Here is a 19,718-nt window from a genome sequence, read left to right as displayed (position 1 = left end):
TAGAGTAGTAGAAGATTGCAACGAGAGCGAAGGGTATCACAGTGGGAGGAAAAACTAATGAAAAATTGGAATGAGAAAGCAAAGCAGTCGTTTCAAATTGGCGACGACACGTATCATTATTATCAATTAAAAACACTTGAGGCGGATGGTCAAACATCCATTAAAAAAACTGCCTTACTCGATCCGCGTACTACTTGAATCGGTATTGCGTCAAGCGGACGGACGCATCATCACGGATAAGCACATTGAAGACTTAGCGCACTGGGATGCGACAAAGAAAAATGACGGGGAAGTTCCATTCAAACCAGCGCGTGTTATTTTGCAAGATTTTACAGGGGTTCCAGCTGTAGTTGACTTAGCCTCTCTTCGTAAAGCGATGGCAGATCTGGGTGGAAATCCGGAAGATATTAATCCAGAAATTCCAGTGGATCTTGTGGTCGACCACTCGGTACAAGTCGATAGTTACGCGAATCCAGAAGCGCTAGAAATCAATATGAAACTGGAGTTTGAGCGTAATATGGAGCGCTACCAATTCTTAAACTGGGCGCAGAAATCGTTTGATAATTATCGCGCAGTACCACCAGCAACGGGAATTGTCCATCAAGTGAATTTGGAGTATTTGGCAAGCGTTGTAATCGCGAATCAAGTGGCTGAGAATGAATATACAGCGTTTCCAGATAGCTTGGTCGGAACCGACTCGCATACAACGATGATCAATGGAATCGGAGTACTTGGCTGGGGCGTTGGCGGAATCGAGGCAGAAGCAGGAATGCTCGGCCAACCATCGTATTTCCCAATTCCAGAAGTTATTGGTGTTAAATTAATCAACGCCTTACCAAATGGTGCAACAGCAACTGATTTGGCATTAAAAGTAACACAAGTTCTGCGTGAAAAGAAAGTGGTCGGCAAATTCGTTGAGTTCTTCGGTAAAGGTGTGGCGACATTGCCGCTTGCTGACCGTGCAACGATTGCAAATATGGCACCAGAATACGGCGCAACATGTGGCTTTTTCCCAGTAGATGAGGAATCGTTGACGTACTTACGTTTAACAGGCCGTGAAGAAAAACAAGTTGCGCTTGTGAAAGAATACTTGCAAAAAAATGAGTTGTTTTTCACACCGGAAAACGTAGAACCAAGCTATACGTCGGTTGTGGAACTTGATTTAAGCTTGATCGAGCCGAACTTAGCAGGACCGAAACGTCCGCAAGACTTGATTCCATTATCGAAAATGAAAGAGAGCTTCCAAGCCTCGATCAGTGCGCCAAACGGCAACCAGGGATTTGGCTTATCGAAAAAAGACTTGCATAAGGAAGCAAAAGTAACGTTTGGCAATGGTGACCAATCGACAATGAAGACGGGTTCTGTGGCGATTGCAGCGATTACAAGCTGTACTAATACGTCGAATCCTTACGTGATGCTAAGCGCTGGACTTCTCGCGAAAAAAGCGGTGGAACTAGGTCTTGAAGTGCCGAAATTCGTGAAGACATCGCTCGCGCCAGGTTCGAAAGTTGTGACGGGTTATTTGGAAGATGCAGGTTTGCTACCATACCTTGATAAATTAGGTTTTGATCTTGTTGGTTACGGCTGTACCACATGTATCGGGAATTCAGGACCGCTAAAAGATGAGATTGAACAGGCAATTGTGGACAATGATATGCTTGTTTCCGCTGTCTTGAGTGGAAATCGTAATTTTGAAGGGCGAATCCATGCGTTAGTAAAAGCGAACTTCTTAGCTTCACCACCACTTGTCGTGGCGTATGCACTCGCTGGGACGACGAATATCGATATGTTACACGAACCAATCGGAAAAGGCGAACATGGTCAAGATGTCTTTTTAAGCGATATTTGGCCGGCGCAAGAGGAAGTCAAGGCGCTCGTAGAAAGAACGGTAACGCCTGAATTATTCCGCGAAGAATATGCGAATGTCTTCAGTCAAAATGAGGAATGGAATGCGATTGCGACGTCGGAACAAGCACTATACGACTGGGATGCTGACTCGACGTATATTGCCAATCCACCATTTTTTGAGAATTTGTCACCAGAAGCGGGAACGGTTGAAGCGTTAGACGGGCTTCGTGTGATCGGTAAGTTTGGTGATTCTGTTACGACGGATCATATTTCTCCAGCTGGGGCGATTGGAAAAGATACGCCTGCTGGGAAGTATTTACAAGCGCATGGTGTAGCGATTCGTGACTTTAACTCGTATGGCTCGCGTCGTGGACATCATGATGTGATGATGCGCGGAACATTCGCGAATATTCGGATTAGAAACCAAGTGGCACCAGGAACAGAAGGCGGTTATACGACGTATTGGCCAACGGAAGAAATTATGCCAATTTATGATGCATCGATGAAATATCAAGAGGCTGGAACTGGTTTGGTTGTTCTGACTGGTGATGATTACGGAATGGGATCTTCTCGTGACTGGGCTGCAAAAGGAACGAATTTACTCGGTATTAAAACAGTCATTGCGAAAAGCTACGAACGGATTCACCGCTCTAACCTTGCGATGATGGGTGTATTACCATTACAGTTTAAAGATGGCGAAAGCGCAGATTCACTTGGCTTAACTGGTCGGGAAACGATTAGTGTTGCTATTGATGAAACGGTTTCTCCACTCGATTTCGTCACAGTAACGGCGGTTGCAGAAGATGGCACACGCAAAACATTTGAGGCACTTGTTCGTTTTGACTCGGATGTAGAAATTGATTATTACCGTCATGGCGGAATTTTGCCAATGGTTTTACGTGGAAAACTGAAGAAATAAAAGAAATAAAAAAAACATCGAACTAGAACGTGCGTTCGATGTTTTTTTATGTTATCATGAGATATAGCGATAGATTAGGGAGGTTGTTGGAGAATGGCGAAACGGGTAGAGATTGGTAAAACTGGGCTGCGCGTCACACCGATTGGCTTTGGAGCAAATACGATTGGGGCGCACAATTTATTTCAAAATATCGATGAAGAGGTGAGTCGAGAAACGATACGCGTGGCGTTGGCGGAAGGTGCAGATTTTTTTTGATAGTGCGTTCATGTATGGATTAGGGCGTTCGGAAGAGCTAATTGGTGAAATCTTAGCCGAGACAGGTCGTCGTTCAGATGTTGTTCTTGCAACGAAAGCCGCCCATGTCGTGACGGATAGTGGGATTAAATTAGATAATTCTCCGGTGTTCTTAATAGAAGCGGTAGATATCGCGTTGAAGCGTCTTCAAACAGATTATATTGACTTATTTTATATTCATTTCCCGGATGGAGTGACGCCACCCGATGAAGCGGTTGGGGCTTTACAACGATTAAAAGAGGCGGGCAAAATTCGCGCGATAGGCGTGTCTAATTTTAGTATGGAAGCTTTGGAGTTAGCGAATAAAGATGGGTTCATTGATGTCGTGCAAGATAAATATTCGCTCATTTATCCTGAACTAGAGGACGATATGATTCCTTATTGCAAGGAGCATGGAATATCTTTCATACCCTACACACCGCTCGCAAGTGGTCTTTTAACAGGGAAATTCACAGCGAATAATCCACCTCAAGATTTCCGAAAAGAACGCCCACATTTCCAGGGACAAGCATATCTTGATACCATTGCAAAAGTAAACAGCCTCCAAGCGTTAGCTGATAAGCACCACGTCTCCATTGCCAATATTGTTTTGGCGACCACGCTCGGTATTGACGGTATTGATGTTGTGATTCCAGGAGCTAAGAGCCCAGAACAAGTTAGAGCCAACATGAAAACGTTAGACGCGGATTTGATGCATGAAGAAGTAGAGCGAGTTCGGGCTTTATTCAAATAACAGATAGAAAGAAGGATGCAAGATGCAGCATGAACGATGTGGATGGGCGATGAATGATAGTGTCGAGCAAGTTTACCACGATAATGAGTGGTGCGTGCCAAGTCGTGACGAGCACTATTTATTTGAAATGCTGAATTTAGAAGGGGCGCAGGCGGGTCTTTCATGGCGGCTAATTTTAAATAAGCGAGCTGCGTACAAAGAAGCCTTTCATCAATTTGATCCAGATAAATGTGCACTGATGACAGATGAAGAGCTAGAACAGATACGCGAAACCGCAGAAATTGTCAGAAATAAACTTAAAATTGGTGGAGTCCGCAAAAATGCCATTGCTTTTTTTAAAGGTGCAAGCGGAATTTGGTTCTTTTGCTAATTATATTTGGGGATATTCTGATGGAGAGCCAATTATAAATCATTGGACGGATATGTCGCAAATGCCAGCTAAAAACGAGTTATCTGAGCGAATTAGTAAAGACTTGAAGAAACGCGGTTTTATCTTTGTCGGACCAGTCATTATTTATTCGTATTTGCAAGCTATTGGGATGATTGATGATCACGTGATTACTTGTCCGTATCACACAGAGAATCGATAAGAATGAGGGGCTACGTAATGTTGATTGATAGCCCCTTCATTTTATCAAGATGTAATACGTTTGTATATGGCCACACTGCTAAAGTAAAATAAAAGATAAATGAGTAGAAAAACGCCAATTAAACCAGAAACGAAGCCAATTACATTAATAGAATCTACTTCATTTATTATCGGGACTGTTAGCGCGAATGCTTCTGCAGTACCTAATAGACTAGGAGCTATAAAAAGAATCGCTAGTTGCTTTCTAATGTTTTTATGCAATACTGCTTCATCTGCACCAAGCTCTTTCAATAGCTTAAACCGAGGTCTATCAGCATAGGCTTCTTGTAATTGTTTGAAATAAATCGTTGCCCCCAAAGCCATAAATGAAATAATAGCAAAAAAAGGTGGATACGAAAAGAAGAAGGGCGCCGCTCTCGACATTAATAGTATACGGAATGACATACGCCGAGTAGTAGGTATTCTTTGGTAAGTGCGAAACAGCGATTTTTATACGTTCCAATTGTTTCGTAGGTTCTTTCAAGAGAAAGGTTGAGAACTTCTGAATGTGGTCATAGGACTTTGCCTGCGAATAATAAATATCACTTACTACAAATGTAGGTGGTTTTTCCCCATCAGTATGCACGATGTCACTTCGCCAACCAATCATAGTCGCATCTAACCGTTCGATAACGTGCAATGTTTTTTGTGTTGCTCCAATTTGGATATTAAAATCGACATTTAAATTTACGGTGTCGGAGCCTCTAGAGAAGGAAAGGGCCTCGTTATTCTGAAGCGAAGTAGTTAATTTCTCCTCCCCACGAAACTCCCGCAATTTATTGTAAGCAGATAAACTCATAATATAACCGCTATTTCCGAATTGTAAGGAATTAGTGAAGGCTGAATCAATGGGAGATCTAGCTTTTATTGCGATCGTATCAAACAGTTTATGATTTTTTATCTCTCCTCCAAACGTTTGTTGTATTTTGTTTTCCGTTGCTTTATCTACATAGCTATACAAGAAATCATCGGGTAAATGCGTCCTGGGCACTACTTTTTGCGTTTCCAAATTAATCAAAGAAAAGGTTACTAAAAATAGTGTCATACTGGATAAAAGTGTAATCATTGTTAGTTGAAACGTATTTCTTGGTAATTTGCTCCGTAAAGAAGCAGTGGAAATCATGTCTAACTTGATAAAATAACCCTTACTCCTTGTTTTGTAATGGATGTACCATGTCAAGGTCTGGTTTATAAAGAGAATAACACCAAGCGTGAATGAAGCAAATAAAATCAGGATGGTGGAATCTAAGGATGTCTGAGTGGAGTAAACTAGCGAACCGATAATTAAAAACACACCTAAAAATGCCAGAAAAGCATTGCCCTTTCTCACTTTTGGAACATCAGAGTTCCCTGTAAAAAGAGATACTAACGATATTTTAGAGAAACGACGAATATTAAATAGAGTGACCAAAATAGCAGCGATAATAAGCAATGCAAAACTAACTAAGATTGGCTCCGGTGATATATTAATAGCTACTTGATTCTCATAGCCCATCATCCGGACAAGGATGGTACCGAATAGTTTTGAAAAGAGTGTTCCCAATAAATTTCCGACCACTCCAGCAGTAAAAACAAAGAGTAGTTGTTCTGTAAAAAGCAATTTAAGTAATGAAAAATTACTTTCTCCAAATAGAAGGTATGTTCCAAGTTCATTTTCACGCACAGTAATATAAAAGCGATTGGTGTAGAGAACGAGTATTATTAAGAAAATGAAGACGATGATTCCGCCAATAGTCAAAGCTGTTCCGAAAGATTCTTTACTTTGAATCACTTCATTTACTGATTTATTTGTTTGAATCGACCAGTAAGTGTTGCTAATAAATGCGGTTATTAGTAGCGATAAAGCATAAATAAAGTGGTTCATTGGTCTTCTCAAAATACTTTTCCAAGATAGCTTCAGCAAATTCATGGGGTACCTGCACTTTCTATCGCACCTAAACGATGTGAAACTTCTGCAATTTCATCAAAAAATTCACTTTGTTTCTTATCTCCGCGATAAAACTCATTGACAATGACGCCATCAACCATAAAGATGACACGATTGGCAAAGCTTGCTGCGCGTCCGTCATGTGTCACCATCAATAAGGTAGTCCCCATTACTTGGTTGAGCTCTGCAAGAATTTCCAACATAGCAGTAGCACTTCTTGTATCAAGTGCACCAGTGGGTTCATCTGCAAAAAGAACTTTTGGGTTTCCCAAGAAAGCTCGTGTAGCAGCTACACGCTGTTTTTCACCACCAGAAAGCTCGGCAGGAAATTTATCGATTAGTGGTAAAATTTTTAATTTCTCAGCAAGTTCATGGAAACGGCCATCTAGCTCAGGTGTGACTTTACCAGCTAGTGTGAATGGAAGATAAATATTTTCTTTCACGGTAAATGTATCTAACAGGTTATAATGTTGGAAAATAAAAGCGATTTTGTCTCGTCGCAAAAGTCGGCGTTCTGCTTGTTTCATGACGGTAATATCGGATTCGTCAATCAAGACTCTTCCTGCATCAAACGTATCTAATGTCGACATCGTGTTAAGTAGGGTTGTCTTACCTGAACCACTTGGGCCCATAATGGCAATGAATTCTCCTGTTTGAACTTGAAAGGATAAATTGCGTAAAATAAGTTGATGATTGTAGGATTTCTGTAAATTTTGTACTGTAATCATTGTTTAACTCCTTTATTCGTTATTTATAGACTAATCATAGCTTTTTTATCGCAATGAAGAAACCGAAAGAGATGACTTTTACATGACAAATTTGTCACCTCCCATGGTATAATGAAAAAAATGAATTGAAGGATTTGAAATAATGAAGAAATTTAAGGTGGGAATTGTAGAAGACGAACGGGCTATTGCTGAAAAAATAGCAGAAAAGCTTGAAGCATGGCAATATGAAGCGGTTATTTACGACAACTATACAGAAATTGCCAACCAGGTGAAGGAAAATATACCTGATTTAATCATTCTAGATATTAAATTGCCGGCATATGATGGATTTTATTGGGCACAAGAGATTCGAAAGTTTTCAAAGATGCCGATTTTGTTCCTAAGTTCGCAAAATGAGCCAATGAGTAAGATTACGAGCGTTACAGTAGGTGGAGATTTATTTATAGAAAAGCCATTTAACCTCGATGTTTTAGTCTCGAACGTCCAAGCTTTACTGAGAAGAAGTTATGATTATAATGGACAAACGGATTTAGTATACCAAAATGTCACTCTAGATATAGATAATTGGGCGGTCACATGCAATGATAAGACGGTAGCTCTAACTAAGAATGAGGGCTTACTTTTAAGAACATTCATGCAGGCACCAGAAAAAGTCCACTCACGAGAGCAGTTGATGGAGATATTGTGGGAAAATGCAGCCTTCATTAGTGAAAATACGTTGACGCAAAACGTGAGCCGTCTGCGAAAAAAGCTAGAAGATTTAACGGGGAAATCATACATTGAGTCGGTGCGCGGCATGGGCTACCGGCTATGAATTTTATACGGAAACAGCTTGGAATCATCACTGTGTTTATTTTCTGTATTATGGTAGGGGTAGGCGTAGTTTGGCTTTTGCTAGGGACAGCATTCAGTCTAGATTTTTTATATGCCATGATTTTGCCAATGATACTCTTCGGTTCGTATTTAGTATACCGCTTTTTCCAGGAAAAAGGGGATGTACCAGTAAGCATGCAAGCAGAACGGTTTAAGGAACAACTCGAGAACGAACAAAAAACATATCGGGAAAAAATATTGGATCAAGAGCTTAATAATCAGCAATTTATTGATTTTATGACGAGTTGGGTGCATGATATTAAGACTCCTTTGACTGTTCTAGCTCTTTCAGTTGACGGTAAGCAAAAACAGCAAGTAGTGCAAATAGAAAGTAAAATTAATCAGATGCTTTTTTATGCGAAATATACAAGTTTTTATGAGGATCTTCATTTGGAAAACGTGGATATGCGGATGTTGATTGAGAGGCTTTTGAAACAGTATGCTAATTTATTTATAAGTCAGAAGTTAGAAGTGGATCTAAATTTTGCGGATATGGGACCTGTTTTAACAGACAAACTTTGGGCCTCTTTCGTAATAGAGCAAATTATATCGAACGCCTTGAAGTATGCTGGCGATGGGGAGTGTATTTTTATTACGACCTTTGAATCCGAAACGGTTGTTGGGATTGAAATTAAAAATACTGGGAATCCAATTGCGAGTAGTGATTTACCGAGAATTTTTGAACGTGGCTACACTGGTAAAACGAGAGAGTTTGGGAAGTCAACTGGAATGGGCTTGTTTTTAAGCAAAGAAATTATAGGTAAACTTGGTGGCGAGGTTATAGCTTCAAATGAGCCCATGACAACATTTAAAGTAATATTCAAGAAATCATTTTTTGATTAAGACACAAATTATAATGAAAAACCACCGAATGACGTATTCTCTATCCTTCATAGAAAATTTGTTATTTGGTGGTTTTATGTTGGCTCGAATTAATTTTTTTGCCAGTTAAGTTGCCATTCAACGCCGAGTTTATCGGTTACTTTTGCGTAAACGCCACCCCATGGCATTTCCTGTAGCTCGATAGAAATGTGACCACCATTTTTCAATAGCTCATATGTGCTTTTTAGCGAGGCTTCATCATCAAACATGTATGCGACAGAAAGCACATTACCAGGTACTAATGTCTCATCAACATAAGAATCAGAGAAATATAGTAATTCAACACCATCTTTCTCTAATCGTGCATGAACAAGGCGGTTAGCCAGTACTTCGTCACCGCGAGAATCTCCCATTTCGCCGTATGTTTGCACCATTGTGGATGTAGCTCCGAAAGCCTCACCATAAAAATCTAACGCTTCTTTGGCATTCCCGTTGAACTGTAAATAAGGTATCGTATTTGGCATATTACTTCCTCCTAAAAACGTTTTTCACGCGAGGTGATAGGGACAGTATAGAATAAATGAATGTAGAAATCTACTAATATACACATTTTATTTCTTGCTAACCGCGATAAAAAGTGTGGCATCATGTTTCATAAATAATTTCTCGCCATGGTGAAATGGCTGGATATCTGTCGATTTAAATCCTACGCTAGTTAGTAGTGCCTCTAATTCGTCCGCCACAAAACCGTTGTGAACTTTTGGATGGTAAACATTAGGATTTTTATCGAAATCGATGATGATAAGGTTGCCATCCGTATTGAGTGTTTCGTAAAGTTCTTCTAAAATGACTTTAGTATCCGGAATGTGTAAAAGAACGAGAGATACCAGTATTATATCCGCCTTTATTTCAATCATATCTTTGGTGAAATCCGCAACGAATGCTTTGACGTTTGGAGTCTTATTTGCCGCTACTTTATTATTTATTATCTCGACCATGTTCTCGGAGGAGTCAACTAAAATAGCGGTTTTAACAGAGTCGGCAATTTGTAAACCTATTAAACCTGTTCCACTACCGTAATCAATCAGGGTCTTATCCTTGGATTGTATCAGTTCTTCGCTAACTTTGCGGGCAATAATATTCGCGAGTTCGATTCGCTCTGGACTATCATATTTCTTGGCTATTGTTTCAAAAATGTTCTCTTCCATTTCTATCGCATCCTCTGCTACATGATAAGTCAATAGTATAGTTTAAATGGTTCGTTTTCGCAATTAATTGAGGGAATATCGATAAATAAGGTTACAATAATATTATTATGTAAACTTATTGTAGCCGAAAAAAGAACAACCCTGAAGGCAGGGCTGCTCTTTTCAACTATTTATAACTTAAACACCTTTATAAGCGTTCATATAAACTTCTTTCAACTCAGAAACGAGCGGTTGAACTGGATTTGCAGTTGTACATTGATCCATGAACGCGCGATCAGCAAGTGTATCAACCACTGCGTCAAATGCTTTCTTATCAACATTTTGACCTTTCAAGCTCATGTCGATTCCGCAATCTTTACCAAGGCTGATGATCGCGTCAACGAGTGATTTCACGCCTTCTTCTGTTGTCGCAGCAGGGAAGCCCATCACGCGAGCGATTTGTGCGTAGTCTTGGTCTGCACGGTAAGATTCATATCTTGGGAACAACGCATGTTTTCTAGGTTTTGTTGCATTGTAACGAATAACGTGTGGCATAAGGATTGCATTCGCACGGCCATGAGGAATGTGGAATTCAGGTCCGATTTTATGTGCTAAACTGTGGTTAATTCCTAGGAAAGCATTGGCAAAGGCCATACCAGCCATAGCAGACGCGTTATGCATTTTTTCACGAGCATCTTCGTCCGCATCAAGTACAGAAGCGCGTAATGATTCAAAAACCATTTCGATCGCACGTAGAGATAATCCGCGTGTATAGTCGCTTGCCATAACGGAAACGTAAGACTCAATCGCATGTGTTAATACGTCCATACCTGTATCAGCAGTGATGTGAGCAGGAACTGTCATAACATATTGTGCATCGACAATTGCTACGTCCGGAGTTAGCTCGTAATCTGCAAGTGGATATTTAATGTTATTTTCTTTATCTGTAATTACCGCAAAAGGAGTAACCTCAGATCCTGTACCAGATGTAGTAGGAATGGCAACAAATTGCGCTTTTTCACCAAGTTTAGGATATTTGAACGTACGTTTGCGAATATCTAAGAATTTTTGTTTCAAGCCGAAGAATGAAGCTTCTGGGTGTTCATAGAATAACCACATTCCTTTGGCAGCATCCATTGCCGAACCACCGCCAAGTGCGATAATGCAATCTGGTTTGAAGTCTTTCATTAATTCTGCGCCTTTGTAAACTGTTACGTCAGAAGGATCTGGTTCTACATCTGCAAATACTTGGTAGGACACGTCATTACCACGCTTTTTCAAGTGTTCGATAACAACGTCAACGTATTTAAATTGAACCATGCCTGGGTCAGTTACGATGAATACGCGTTCGATGTTAGGCATTTTTTTGCAAGTATTGTGTAGAATATTTTTCAAAGAATACTTTTGGTGGCAGTTTGAACCATTGCATATTATTTCTCCGTTCTGCGATACGTTTCACATTTAAAAAGGTTTGTTGCGCTAACGTTTTGTGATACAGAGTTTTTACCATAAGATCCGCAACCAAGTGTTAGGGAAGGAATGAAGCCATTGTAAAGGTCGCCGATTCCGCCTTGAGCAGATGGTGCGTTCACAATGATACGGCAAGCTTTCATGCGTAAACCGAATGCAAGTTGTGCTTCGCGATCTGTAGAATGAATAACAGCTGAGTGACCTAAACCACCGTATACGAGCATTTCTTCACAACGATCGAAGGCTTGTGCTTGGTCTTTTGCTTCAATAAAAGCTAGGACTGGGCTTAGTTTTTCATGAGATAGAGGGTAAGCATCGCCCACGCCTGTAATTTCAGCTACGAGCATTTTTGTATCTTCTGGAACCTTGAAACCAGCTTCGTTTGCAATCCAAGCAGGGGATTTACCGACTACATTTGGATTTAACGCGTGTGTTTCAGGATTGATGACATAGCTTTCTAGTTTTTTGAACTCAGCGCCTTTAACGAAGTAGCATTTGTTCGCTTCCATTTCATCTTTTACGGCTTTTGCGACTTCTTTGTCGACGATTACCGCTTGTTCAGAAGCACAAATCATACCGTGGTCAAACGTTTTAGATAGGATTAAGTCGTTCACTGCGCGTTTGATTTTCGCTGTTTTATCGATGTAAGCTGGAACGTTACCAGGACCAACGCCAAGTGCAGGTTTACCGGTAGAGTACGCTGATTTAACCATTGCCGCACCACCTGTAGCAAGAACGAGCGCTACATCTTTATGGTTCATCAATAGTTTTGTCGCTTCTAGGGATGGTTTTTCTACCCACTGGATACAATGTTCAGGAGCGCCGGCTGCAACTGCTGCTTCGTATACAACGCGAGCGGCTTCAGAAGAACATTTTTGAGCGCTTGGGTGGAAGGCAAAAATGATTGGGTTACGCGTTTTGATGGCAATAATCGCTTTGAAAAGTGTTGTCGATGTTGGATTCGTAACCGGAGTTACCCCAGCGATAACACCGACTGGTTCTGCGATTTCAACCACACCAGTTTGTTTATCTTCATGGATAATGCCGACTGTTTTGTCTGCTTTGATACTATTCCAAATATATTCTGTTGCGAAAATGTTTTTAATACACTTATCTTCGTAGATTCCGCGACCAGTTTCTTCAATCGCTAATTTAGCAAGTGGCATATGTTGGTCAAGACCAGCTAGAGCCATTGCATGAACGATATGATCTACTTTTTCTTGGTCAAAATCGGCGAACGCTTTTAGTGCGCTTTGCCCGTTACTTGCTAGTGTATCAATTACTTTTTGAACCTCTAATTCTTCATTAACAGCTTTTTCTTTCATTGCCATTTGTGAACCCTCCAATAGTATTGGGACTAAAAACGTCCTTTAGTGACATTTAACGTCCCTCTTATTTCAAAAAAAATTGCGGCGGTCGACTCGCCGTCATCTTTTTGGATTTCTTATTTACAAAGTAAGTGTAACACTTCACAAACTCTTTGTCCAGTGTTTATTGTGAAAACATTCACTTGGTTATTAAAATAGGAAAATAGGCATATCTAAACAAGATGGGCGTGATAGATTTGACTTAGATGAGTTAAGAAAAGGAGAAGTTTCCCTTAATATGTTTCTTAGCGGTTTCTCAGAAAAGGAACAGAGCTTTCCAAGAAAGATTGTGCATTATATAGTATACTTGATGAGGAGTGGCACTAATAGAGAAAAAGGGGTTACATAACGATGTATATGATGTTTTTTTGGGAGTTCAGTATTGTTTTTAGTGGGGATGGCTATCCTATGGTCGATTCTTCCTTTTAGAGGTGGGCGTTGGCTTATTATGGTGAATGTACTTCTTTTGTTTGTTTGGTTTGCCGTGGCATTAGCTACTAGTGTGAGTATTGGTTGGGAATTTATACGGTCAATTTTTTGGGATGCTCGCGCCGATGGTTTTTTCGCCGTTTATTTTGTTAGCGATTTTTAGGAAGCAGGAAATGTGGGATCGCCTAGTTAAACGCTATGCTATTTTTGTGGGTTGGTTTGCGGTATTCATGATCGCTTTTCAAATTCCTTCTTTTCCAGATAGATGGATGTATTTTGAGTGTTTTGGGTTGCCAATTCTGATTTTCTTCCTATTATGTGTTTGGGATAGGTGGCTTGGTGGGCGTTTCCTAATGCGATGGATTGTTTTGGGGAGCATTCTTGTTATTGCTGGGTTTATTTTTGGCTCCTTGGTATATAATGCGACCGCGATGCAGGTGAATGGGCACGAGGCGAGTATGGATTGGGGCGGTGGAAAAATAACGAGCGTGAAGGAGCCGATTGACGTGACGACGCTGACTGGACCTGATGCGACAGCTGTTACGAAACGTTATCATTTTACAGCGGCGAAAAAGAGGATGGAAGTTCCTGATGGGACAAAGAAAGAATTGTGGCTTTTTAATGGGGAGTTGACAGGGCCAGCAATTCGAGTGACACAAGGCGATGTTGTCGAAGTAACGTTGACTAATAAAAATATTGTGGACGGTGTCACGATTCATTGGCATGGTTACGATGTTCCTATCGCCGAGGATGGTGTACCTGATATTTCGCAAAAAGCTGTGGCGGTTGGCGAGAGCTATACGTATCGATTTAAAGCGGATACGGCTGGAACGTTCTGGTACCACTCGCATAATCAGTCATCGGAGCAGGTGGGTCATGGTTTATTTGGTTCACTCATTGTAGAACCGAAGATACAGGCGAAAGAGGAGTTAGAGTTTGTTGGGTTTGTGGCGCCGAAATACATTGATGCATCTGGTGCGATTCTTTCTGGAGATGGGGCGATACCGAAAAAAATCAAACCGGGTACTGATGTACGAATCCGTCTTGGGAATGCACACAATAAGCCGCAAAAACTGATTTTGAACGGTACCGCGTTTCAAGTCGCAGCAATAGATGGGAACGCCATTCATAAACCTACTGATTTGAAAGAAACGTATTTACAAATTCCAGCTGGTGGTCGGATGGATATCACGTTTACGATGCCAAATCATGCGGTGCGCTTATTTGATGCAAAAGATGAGAATGGTGGTTGGGTTTTCCAATCTACGACGGCGACAACGAAAGCATCGATGGAAGTTCCTGATGAAGTTTTCAAGCCAGAGGAATATGGGGAACAGCATGCGGGTCAGTTAGATATGTCAGCTGGTTTTGACCGTGAATTTGAGATGGTTTTTGATAGTAAACTCGCTTTCTTTGATGGTATGGTGCATCATTTGTGGACGATTAACGGCGAGCTGTATCCGAATACGCCAATGTTGATGGTCAGCGAGGGCGATATCGTAAAAACAACTTTTGTCAATCGTAGTTACAGTCATCATCCCATGCATTTACATGGACATAAGATGTTGGTAATGACGCGTAATGGAGTTGCTACAACGGGAAGCCCGTGGTGGACGGATACGCTGAATGTGAAACCTGGTGAGACGTATGAGGTTGCTTTTAAGGCGGATAACCCTGGTATTTGGATGGATCATTGTCATAACCTTGACCACGCGACCAATGGGATGATGATGCATCTGCAATACGATAATGTATACACGCCGTTTTCTGGGCACACGCATGAATGACACTACTGAAATGGATAGAATAGATAAATGAGGTCAATGTCCACTTGAATTATGTGACAAACGCCAAACAATTTTGCAAGTGAAAAATTTAGTAGGAATCTGTAACCTTCTCCATTGTTGTATAAACGAGATAAAACACTGCAAATCACTTGTCATAGGCGGTATTCTGTGATATCATAATAAACGGTGTTAAAACATCACACACACATTGAGGACAGTGCAAAGGGTGCTTGTTTACAAGTCTTTGTCTGGTTGATTCATGTGGAGGGCGGAAAAGTCCGCAAAAAATAAAACCATAGGAGGGAATAACATGCCTGTTATTTCAATGAAACAATTGCTAGAAGCTGGGGTACATTTCGGCCACCAAACACGTCGCTGGAACCCGAAAATGAAGAAATATATCTTCACAGAAAGAAATGGTATCTACATTATCGATTTACAAAAAAACTGTTAAGAAAGTAGATGAAGCTTTCAATTTTATGAAAGAAGTATCTGCTGACGGTGGAACAATCCTTTTTGTAGGAACTAAGAAACAAGCGCAAGATTCCGTTCGTGATGAAGCGATTCGTTCAGGTCAATACTTCGTTAACCATCGTTGGTTAGGTGGAACATTGACAAACTTTGAAACAATCCAAAAACGTATTAAACATCTTAAGAAAATCGAAAAAATGGAAGAAGACGGTACTTTCGAAGTCCTTCCTAAAAAAGAAGTTGTTCTACTTAAGAAAGAACAAGAAAAACTTGAAAGATTCCTAGGCGGTATTAAAGATATGAAAGGTCTTCCAGATGCTTTGTTCATCGTTGACCCTCGTAAAGAACGTATTGCTGTTGCAGAAGCTCGTAAATTACACATCCCGATTATCGGTATTGTAGATACAAACTGTGATCCAGATGAAATTGATTACGTAATTCCTGCAAATGACGATGCTATCCGTGCGGTTAAACTTTTGACTGCTAGAATGGCTGATGCTATCATCGAAGTAAACCAAGGTGAAGAGCAAGAAGTTCCTGTAGAAGAAGTTAAAGCTCCAGTTGTTGAAGAAACTGTTGCAGCAGCTCCGGCTCCTGTTGCTGAAGAACCAACTACAGAAGCATAAAAACGATTTACAACTAACAAGGTGATAAGTGGCAATCTCTTATCACCTTTTTTCAAAGATTTTTATATTAGGAGGAATTGTAAATGGCTAACGTTACAGCTCAAATGGTAAAAGAACTACGCGAAAAAACTGGTGCAGGCATGATGGATTGTAAAAAAGCATTAGTAGAAGTAGATGGAGATATGGATTTAGCAATCGACTACCTACGCGAAAAAGGTATTGCGAAAGCTGCTAAGAAATCCGATCGTATCGCTACAGAAGGTATGACAAGCGTTGTCAGCAATGATAAACATGCAGTAGTACTTGAAATCAATGCAGAAACAGATTTCGTAGCTAAAAATGACCAATTCATTCAATTAGTGAAAGATATTTCGAACCAAATTTTAACGGTTCGTCCAGATAATTTAGACGAAGCATTAAAAACAGAAATGCCCAATGGTCAGTCTTTACAAGATTACATCAATGAAGCAATTCAAAAAATCGGTGAAAGAATTTCTCTTCGTCGTTTTGAAATTAAAGAAAAAGTTGCGGATCATGCATTTGGCGAATACATTCACATGGGCGGACGTATCGGTGTATTAGTTGTTCTTGAAGGAACTTCTGATGATGCGATTGCAAAAGATGTTGCGATGCATGTTGCAGCGATTAATCCTAAATACATTTCACGTAATGACGTTTCTCAAGACGAAATTGCGCACGAAAGAAAAATCCTTACAGAGCAAGCACTTAACGAAGGCAAACCAGCGAACATCGTTGAGAAAATGGTCGAAGGTCGCTTAACGAAATACCTTAGCGAAATTAGCCTAGAAGATCAACCATTCGTTAAAAATCCAGACGTAACTGTAGGCCAATTCGTTAAAGAAAAGGGCGCTACAATCAAATCATTCGTTCGCTTTGAAGTCGGCGAAGGGTTAGAGAAAAAAGAAGATAACTTTGTTGAGGAAGTTATGAATCAAGTGAAAAAATAAGTCATATTTTGAGTGATTTAGATGGGCCGCTATTCGCGTTGAATAGCGGTTTTTTAGATTTTAACTAAAATCATTTAGATTCATTGGATCGTGGGCATTTCTGCTAGAAAATTTTGTCCAGTTCTGTTTTTGCTACTTATTCTCAGCCATCCAATAGCTTCTTTTTTTGTCAAGAAATATTTGATTGTAAAAAAATTTAATAACACCGGTTTCAAAATAAGAAAACTTTGCTATAATAAATAGTGGAAGATACTAACGCGAGAGGAAGTGCCCTATGCCACATTACGAACAAGTTCGACATGCGATATCTGCTAGAAAGCACAGTTTAGAGAGCATTGTAGATGGGATTAGGAGTAGAAAAAAACGGGATTCAAGATGAAAATCACGCAGCCGAGGAAAAAATGATACATAGGCTTAATCAAATGGAAGCGGAAGCAAAAGAGATGATTTCTTACTGTGAGCAGACAGAAAATGCTTTACGGAGGGAGATATAAGGATGCCGACACAAATTGATATCGATACCGCTTGGATTTTAAAGCAATTAAAAGTCGGGGAACAAGCAGTAGCAGAGTTTAAAGCCGAAGCGACAACGATTCAGCACATATTGGATAAGCTAAATAAACAGGTTTCTCCCAATTTCATGAGTCGTTATATCGAAGTAAAAGAAGGGTTAGTGCAAGAAATAAGAGCCGACCAGTTCACGAAACTAAAGCAATCCTTGGTTGATAGTCAAGCCGCGGTGCGAGCTTTCATCGAAACCGATGCAAAGTTGGGAGGCAAAGGCTGATGGATTTTAAACTAAATATGGGAGAATTAGAAGAAGCGCTGACGTCCCTGCATAAAATGAAAGCAAGCTTGGAAACGCTGGATAGTGTCCTAGTGAATGTTCAGGATGCCGTGTCTAAGCAAAAAGGGAAATTAGCGGATGCGCTTACTATTGAATTTGGCGCCCACCGAGATGATATATCTAGACAAAAAGGAACCGTGACAAAGCTCTTCACCTATTTGGAGAAATATGTAGGCGATGTTAAATCAATTGATAATCCAACCTATCGTAATCAGGACATGTTAATTGATGCTCGAGGGCTTAAAAAGGCGGCTGAAATGCAGGGCTACGCCTTAGATGATGCAAAAAGCGACGTGTTTCGCGTACCGCGGTCAAGCATTGAAAGCGTACCAGATGATCCGGATGAATTGTGGGTGATGCGCCATAACCAAGGTTTGATGGAAGACTTAGATGATTACCTGAGGCAAAAGTTGACGCAATTACAGCAAAATGAAGGCGAAGCGATGCACCGAATTAGCCAAGACATGCGACGCCTCATGGAAATGGATCACGCACATGCCTCTATCATTGAAAAAGATTATCGCCAATATGATCGAAATAAAGTACGTCAAATCGGTGCGTCTACGAAGGATTCTATTTTTGGATTTGGGAAAAGTGCGCTTGATAGCTTGAAACATCCAGAAAAGCATTTAGAGAGCATCGCTATGTTAATGAAAAACTTGCGAAGTGACCCATCAGGAACAATGGGCATGTTCTGGGATGGTATCGTGTCTAGCTATCTAGAACCCTATAAAAAGGGAGATGCCTATGGATTAGCTAGTACTACTATCTTTTTGGCTAGTATGTTCGGTATTACGAAAGGTATTAACGATTTCAGTAAGATAAAAAATGTGAAAGATGTCAGTGCTAGCTCTAAAGTCAATAATGTAAGTGAAGAAGTTGGAGCGGTTGTAAAGCCTTTCTCTCCTAAGAAAATCGTTTTAGAAAATGGAGAAATAGCATATGAATCCAAATGGGGAGCCTTGGTTCGCTCACCTAAATACCTAGATGAGTCAGGCGATATAAAATGGCCAAGAGCAGATGGGTTTGTTGTTGATAGTACTGGAAAAGCTATTACGTTTGATGCGAAATTGAAAGCTGGACAGGTTATTGACAGATATGGCGATTCATTTGGTAAATTTACGAGTCCAGTTGAAAACGGCAAAATATTAGAATATGATACTAGAGGATTGCCTTATCCTGAGAGTGTGAAGCCTTATCATCAATATAAGGTTACGAAAGATATAAACTTAGACAGCGTTAAAGAAGCTTATAATGATATGAATGTTATGGATAGACAAAAGCTAGAGAAAAGTATGGAGAGATTTGAATTTACTCTTGAACATATAGCTAATCCACAGCAAGGAAAAGTAGCAGAAGTATTTGGAGCAGGCGGAGGAAATCAAATACAACTTGGAACAGTTGTAGATTGGTATGAAAAATTAGGTCTTTTGAAGGAGATAAAATGAGATGGAATCAAAAATTGAAGAATATAAAGAAATGATTCAGCGTGACATTAACTTATTGGGGTACTCAGCATTAAAGTATTCACTTTTTGCCGGGCAAGAAAATCATCGTGATGAATATCAGGTTAGAATTGAGTATACGAATGGAAAATTTGAGGTCTATATGACCGGCGAACGTGCATCAGTTTCTGGAAAGAGTGAATTCGAAGATTTTTGGAAAGCATATAAAGAATTTATGTATAAAATACTACTCACAGTTTTAAGTAATCGTGAACACGTACAAGCTAATGAGCCGCCTGAATATCCCTGCCCGTTATGGGATAATTAAGTGACTAAGATAAGGAGTAAG

The 19,718-nt window shown here is 40.3% G+C and carries 12 protein-coding genes and 5 pseudogenes; 12 read left to right on the top strand and 5 right to left on the bottom strand.

The annotated features are described in order from the left end of the window. Positions 1–57 precede the first annotated feature (57 nt). The 3 pseudogenes from acnA (at position 58) to PCORN_RS06680 (ending at position 4,384) form a co-directional block, all read left to right on the top strand. Positions 58–2,767 (top strand): annotated as a pseudogene (gene acnA, locus PCORN_RS06690) (aconitate hydratase AcnA). A gap of 93 nt (positions 2,768–2,860) precedes the next feature. Further along, positions 2,861–3,794: pseudogene (locus tag PCORN_RS06685) on the top strand (aldo/keto reductase). A 22-nt stretch (positions 3,795–3,816) separates the two neighbouring features. Beyond that, positions 3,817–4,384 (top strand): annotated as a pseudogene (locus PCORN_RS06680) (DNA-3-methyladenine glycosylase I). Between the two features lie 309 nt (positions 4,385–4,693). Here PCORN_RS06680 and PCORN_RS06670 read toward each other — a convergent pair. Together PCORN_RS06670 and PCORN_RS06665 are read right to left on the bottom strand one after the other, a co-directional pair. Beyond that, positions 4,694–6,331 carry an ABC transporter permease gene (locus PCORN_RS06670; protein WP_036078711.1) on the bottom strand — a complete coding sequence of 546 codons (1,638 nt, stop codon included), beginning with the start codon at positions 6,329–6,331 and terminating at the stop codon, positions 4,694–4,696. Next, the gene (locus PCORN_RS06665) at positions 6,328–7,077 is read right to left on the bottom strand and encodes an ABC transporter ATP-binding protein (protein ID WP_036078709.1); all 750 of its coding nucleotides are present in this window, start codon (positions 7,075–7,077) and stop codon (positions 6,328–6,330) included. Before PCORN_RS06665 ends, PCORN_RS06670 begins: the two co-directional genes overlap by 4 nt. Before the next feature lie 142 nt (positions 7,078–7,219). Between PCORN_RS06665 and PCORN_RS06660 the strand changes: the two genes are divergently transcribed. Together PCORN_RS06660 and PCORN_RS06655 are read left to right on the top strand one after the other, a co-directional pair. Continuing rightward, positions 7,220–7,891 (top strand): response regulator transcription factor, encoded by a 672-nt coding sequence (locus PCORN_RS06660; protein WP_036078706.1) that lies wholly within the window; start codon positions 7,220–7,222, stop codon positions 7,889–7,891. Next, a complete protein-coding gene (locus PCORN_RS06655) occupies positions 7,888–8,793 on the top strand; it encodes a sensor histidine kinase (protein WP_036078704.1) in 906 nt (301 codons plus the stop codon). Before PCORN_RS06660 ends, PCORN_RS06655 begins: the two co-directional genes overlap by 4 nt. Positions 8,794–8,882: 89 nt before the next feature. Here PCORN_RS06655 and PCORN_RS06650 read toward each other — a convergent pair whose 3' ends face one another. The 3 genes and pseudogenes from PCORN_RS06650 to adhE all read right to left on the bottom strand — a co-directional run bounded on the left by PCORN_RS06650 (position 8,883) and on the right by adhE (position 12,760). Then, positions 8,883–9,296: a VOC family protein gene (locus PCORN_RS06650; RefSeq protein WP_036078702.1), complete on the bottom strand. Its 414-nt coding sequence runs from the start codon at positions 9,294–9,296 to the stop codon at positions 8,883–8,885. An 87-nt stretch (positions 9,297–9,383) separates the two neighbouring features. After that, on the bottom strand, positions 9,384–9,980 hold the full coding sequence (locus PCORN_RS06645) for a class I SAM-dependent methyltransferase (protein WP_036078700.1): 597 nt from the start codon (positions 9,978–9,980) through the stop codon (positions 9,384–9,386). Between the two features lie 177 nt (positions 9,981–10,157). Then, positions 10,158–12,760 (bottom strand): annotated as a pseudogene (adhE, locus tag PCORN_RS06640) (bifunctional acetaldehyde-CoA/alcohol dehydrogenase). A 545-nt stretch (positions 12,761–13,305) separates the two neighbouring features. On the opposite strand from adhE, the gene PCORN_RS06635 reads away from it, so the two are divergent. The 7 genes and pseudogenes from PCORN_RS06635 (at position 13,306) to PCORN_RS06610 (ending at position 19,697) form a co-directional block, all read left to right on the top strand. Then, positions 13,306–15,012, top strand: a complete 1,707-nt coding sequence (locus PCORN_RS06635) for a multicopper oxidase domain-containing protein (protein WP_077913809.1) — start codon at positions 13,306–13,308, stop codon at positions 15,010–15,012. A 310-nt stretch (positions 15,013–15,322) separates the two neighbouring features. Beyond that, positions 15,323–16,109: pseudogene (gene rpsB, locus PCORN_RS06630) on the top strand (30S ribosomal protein S2). Positions 16,110–16,192: 83 nt separating this feature from the next. Further along, the gene (tsf, locus tag PCORN_RS06625; protein ID WP_036078697.1) at positions 16,193–17,077 is read left to right on the top strand and encodes a translation elongation factor Ts; all 885 of its coding nucleotides are present in this window, start codon (positions 16,193–16,195) and stop codon (positions 17,075–17,077) included. Between the two features lie 341 nt (positions 17,078–17,418). After that, the gene (locus PCORN_RS19280) at positions 17,419–17,571 is read left to right on the top strand and encodes a hypothetical protein (protein WP_159102544.1); all 153 of its coding nucleotides are present in this window, start codon (positions 17,419–17,421) and stop codon (positions 17,569–17,571) included. 2 nt (positions 17,572–17,573) lie between these two features. Then, positions 17,574–17,864, top strand: coding sequence for a hypothetical protein (locus PCORN_RS06620; RefSeq protein WP_036078695.1), 291 nt, complete (start codon positions 17,574–17,576; stop codon positions 17,862–17,864). Then, positions 17,864–19,372 carry a TNT domain-containing protein gene (locus PCORN_RS20170; protein WP_241433100.1) on the top strand — a complete coding sequence of 503 codons (1,509 nt, stop codon included), beginning with the start codon at positions 17,864–17,866 and terminating at the stop codon, positions 19,370–19,372. The genes PCORN_RS06620 and PCORN_RS20170 overlap by 1 nt, the downstream gene beginning before the upstream one ends. A 1-nt stretch (position 19,373) precedes the next feature. Then, positions 19,374–19,697 carry an Imm59 family immunity protein gene (locus tag PCORN_RS06610; RefSeq protein WP_036078693.1) on the top strand — a complete coding sequence of 108 codons (324 nt, stop codon included), beginning with the start codon at positions 19,374–19,376 and terminating at the stop codon, positions 19,695–19,697. Positions 19,698–19,718: the final 21 nt, after the last annotated feature.

The sequence above is a fragment of the Listeria cornellensis FSL F6-0969 genome, from assembly GCF_000525855.1.
GTDB lineage: Bacteria > Bacillota > Bacilli > Lactobacillales > Listeriaceae > Listeria_A > Listeria_A cornellensis.
This window is presented reverse-complemented; position numbering and strand designations above follow the sequence as displayed.

What these genes read in the sequence shown, in the direction of transcription:
- PCORN_RS06670 (WP_036078711.1), bottom strand. Translation starts at nt 6,331, where the DNA reads ATGAATTTGCTGAAGCTATCTTGGAAAAGTATTTTGAGAAGACCAATG.
- PCORN_RS06665 (WP_036078709.1), bottom strand. Translation starts at nt 7,077, where the DNA reads ATGATTACAGTACAAAATTTACAGAAATCCTACAATCATCAACTTATT.
- PCORN_RS06660 (WP_036078706.1), top strand. Translation starts at nt 7,220, where the DNA reads ATGAAGAAATTTAAGGTGGGAATTGTAGAAGACGAACGGGCTATTGCT.
- PCORN_RS06655 (WP_036078704.1), top strand. Translation starts at nt 7,888, where the DNA reads ATGAATTTTATACGGAAACAGCTTGGAATCATCACTGTGTTTATTTTC.
- PCORN_RS06650 (WP_036078702.1), bottom strand. Translation starts at nt 9,296, where the DNA reads ATGCCAAATACGATACCTTATTTACAGTTCAACGGGAATGCCAAAGAA.
- PCORN_RS06645 (WP_036078700.1), bottom strand. Translation starts at nt 9,980, where the DNA reads ATGGAAGAGAACATTTTTGAAACAATAGCCAAGAAATATGATAGTCCA.
- tsf (WP_036078697.1), top strand. Translation starts at nt 16,193, where the DNA reads ATGGCTAACGTTACAGCTCAAATGGTAAAAGAACTACGCGAAAAAACT.
- PCORN_RS19280 (WP_159102544.1), top strand. Translation starts at nt 17,419, where the DNA reads ATGGGATTAGGAGTAGAAAAAAACGGGATTCAAGATGAAAATCACGCA.
- PCORN_RS06620 (WP_036078695.1), top strand. Translation starts at nt 17,574, where the DNA reads ATGCCGACACAAATTGATATCGATACCGCTTGGATTTTAAAGCAATTA.
- PCORN_RS20170 (WP_241433100.1), top strand. Translation starts at nt 17,864, where the DNA reads ATGGATTTTAAACTAAATATGGGAGAATTAGAAGAAGCGCTGACGTCC.
- PCORN_RS06610 (WP_036078693.1), top strand. Translation starts at nt 19,374, where the DNA reads ATGGAATCAAAAATTGAAGAATATAAAGAAATGATTCAGCGTGACATT.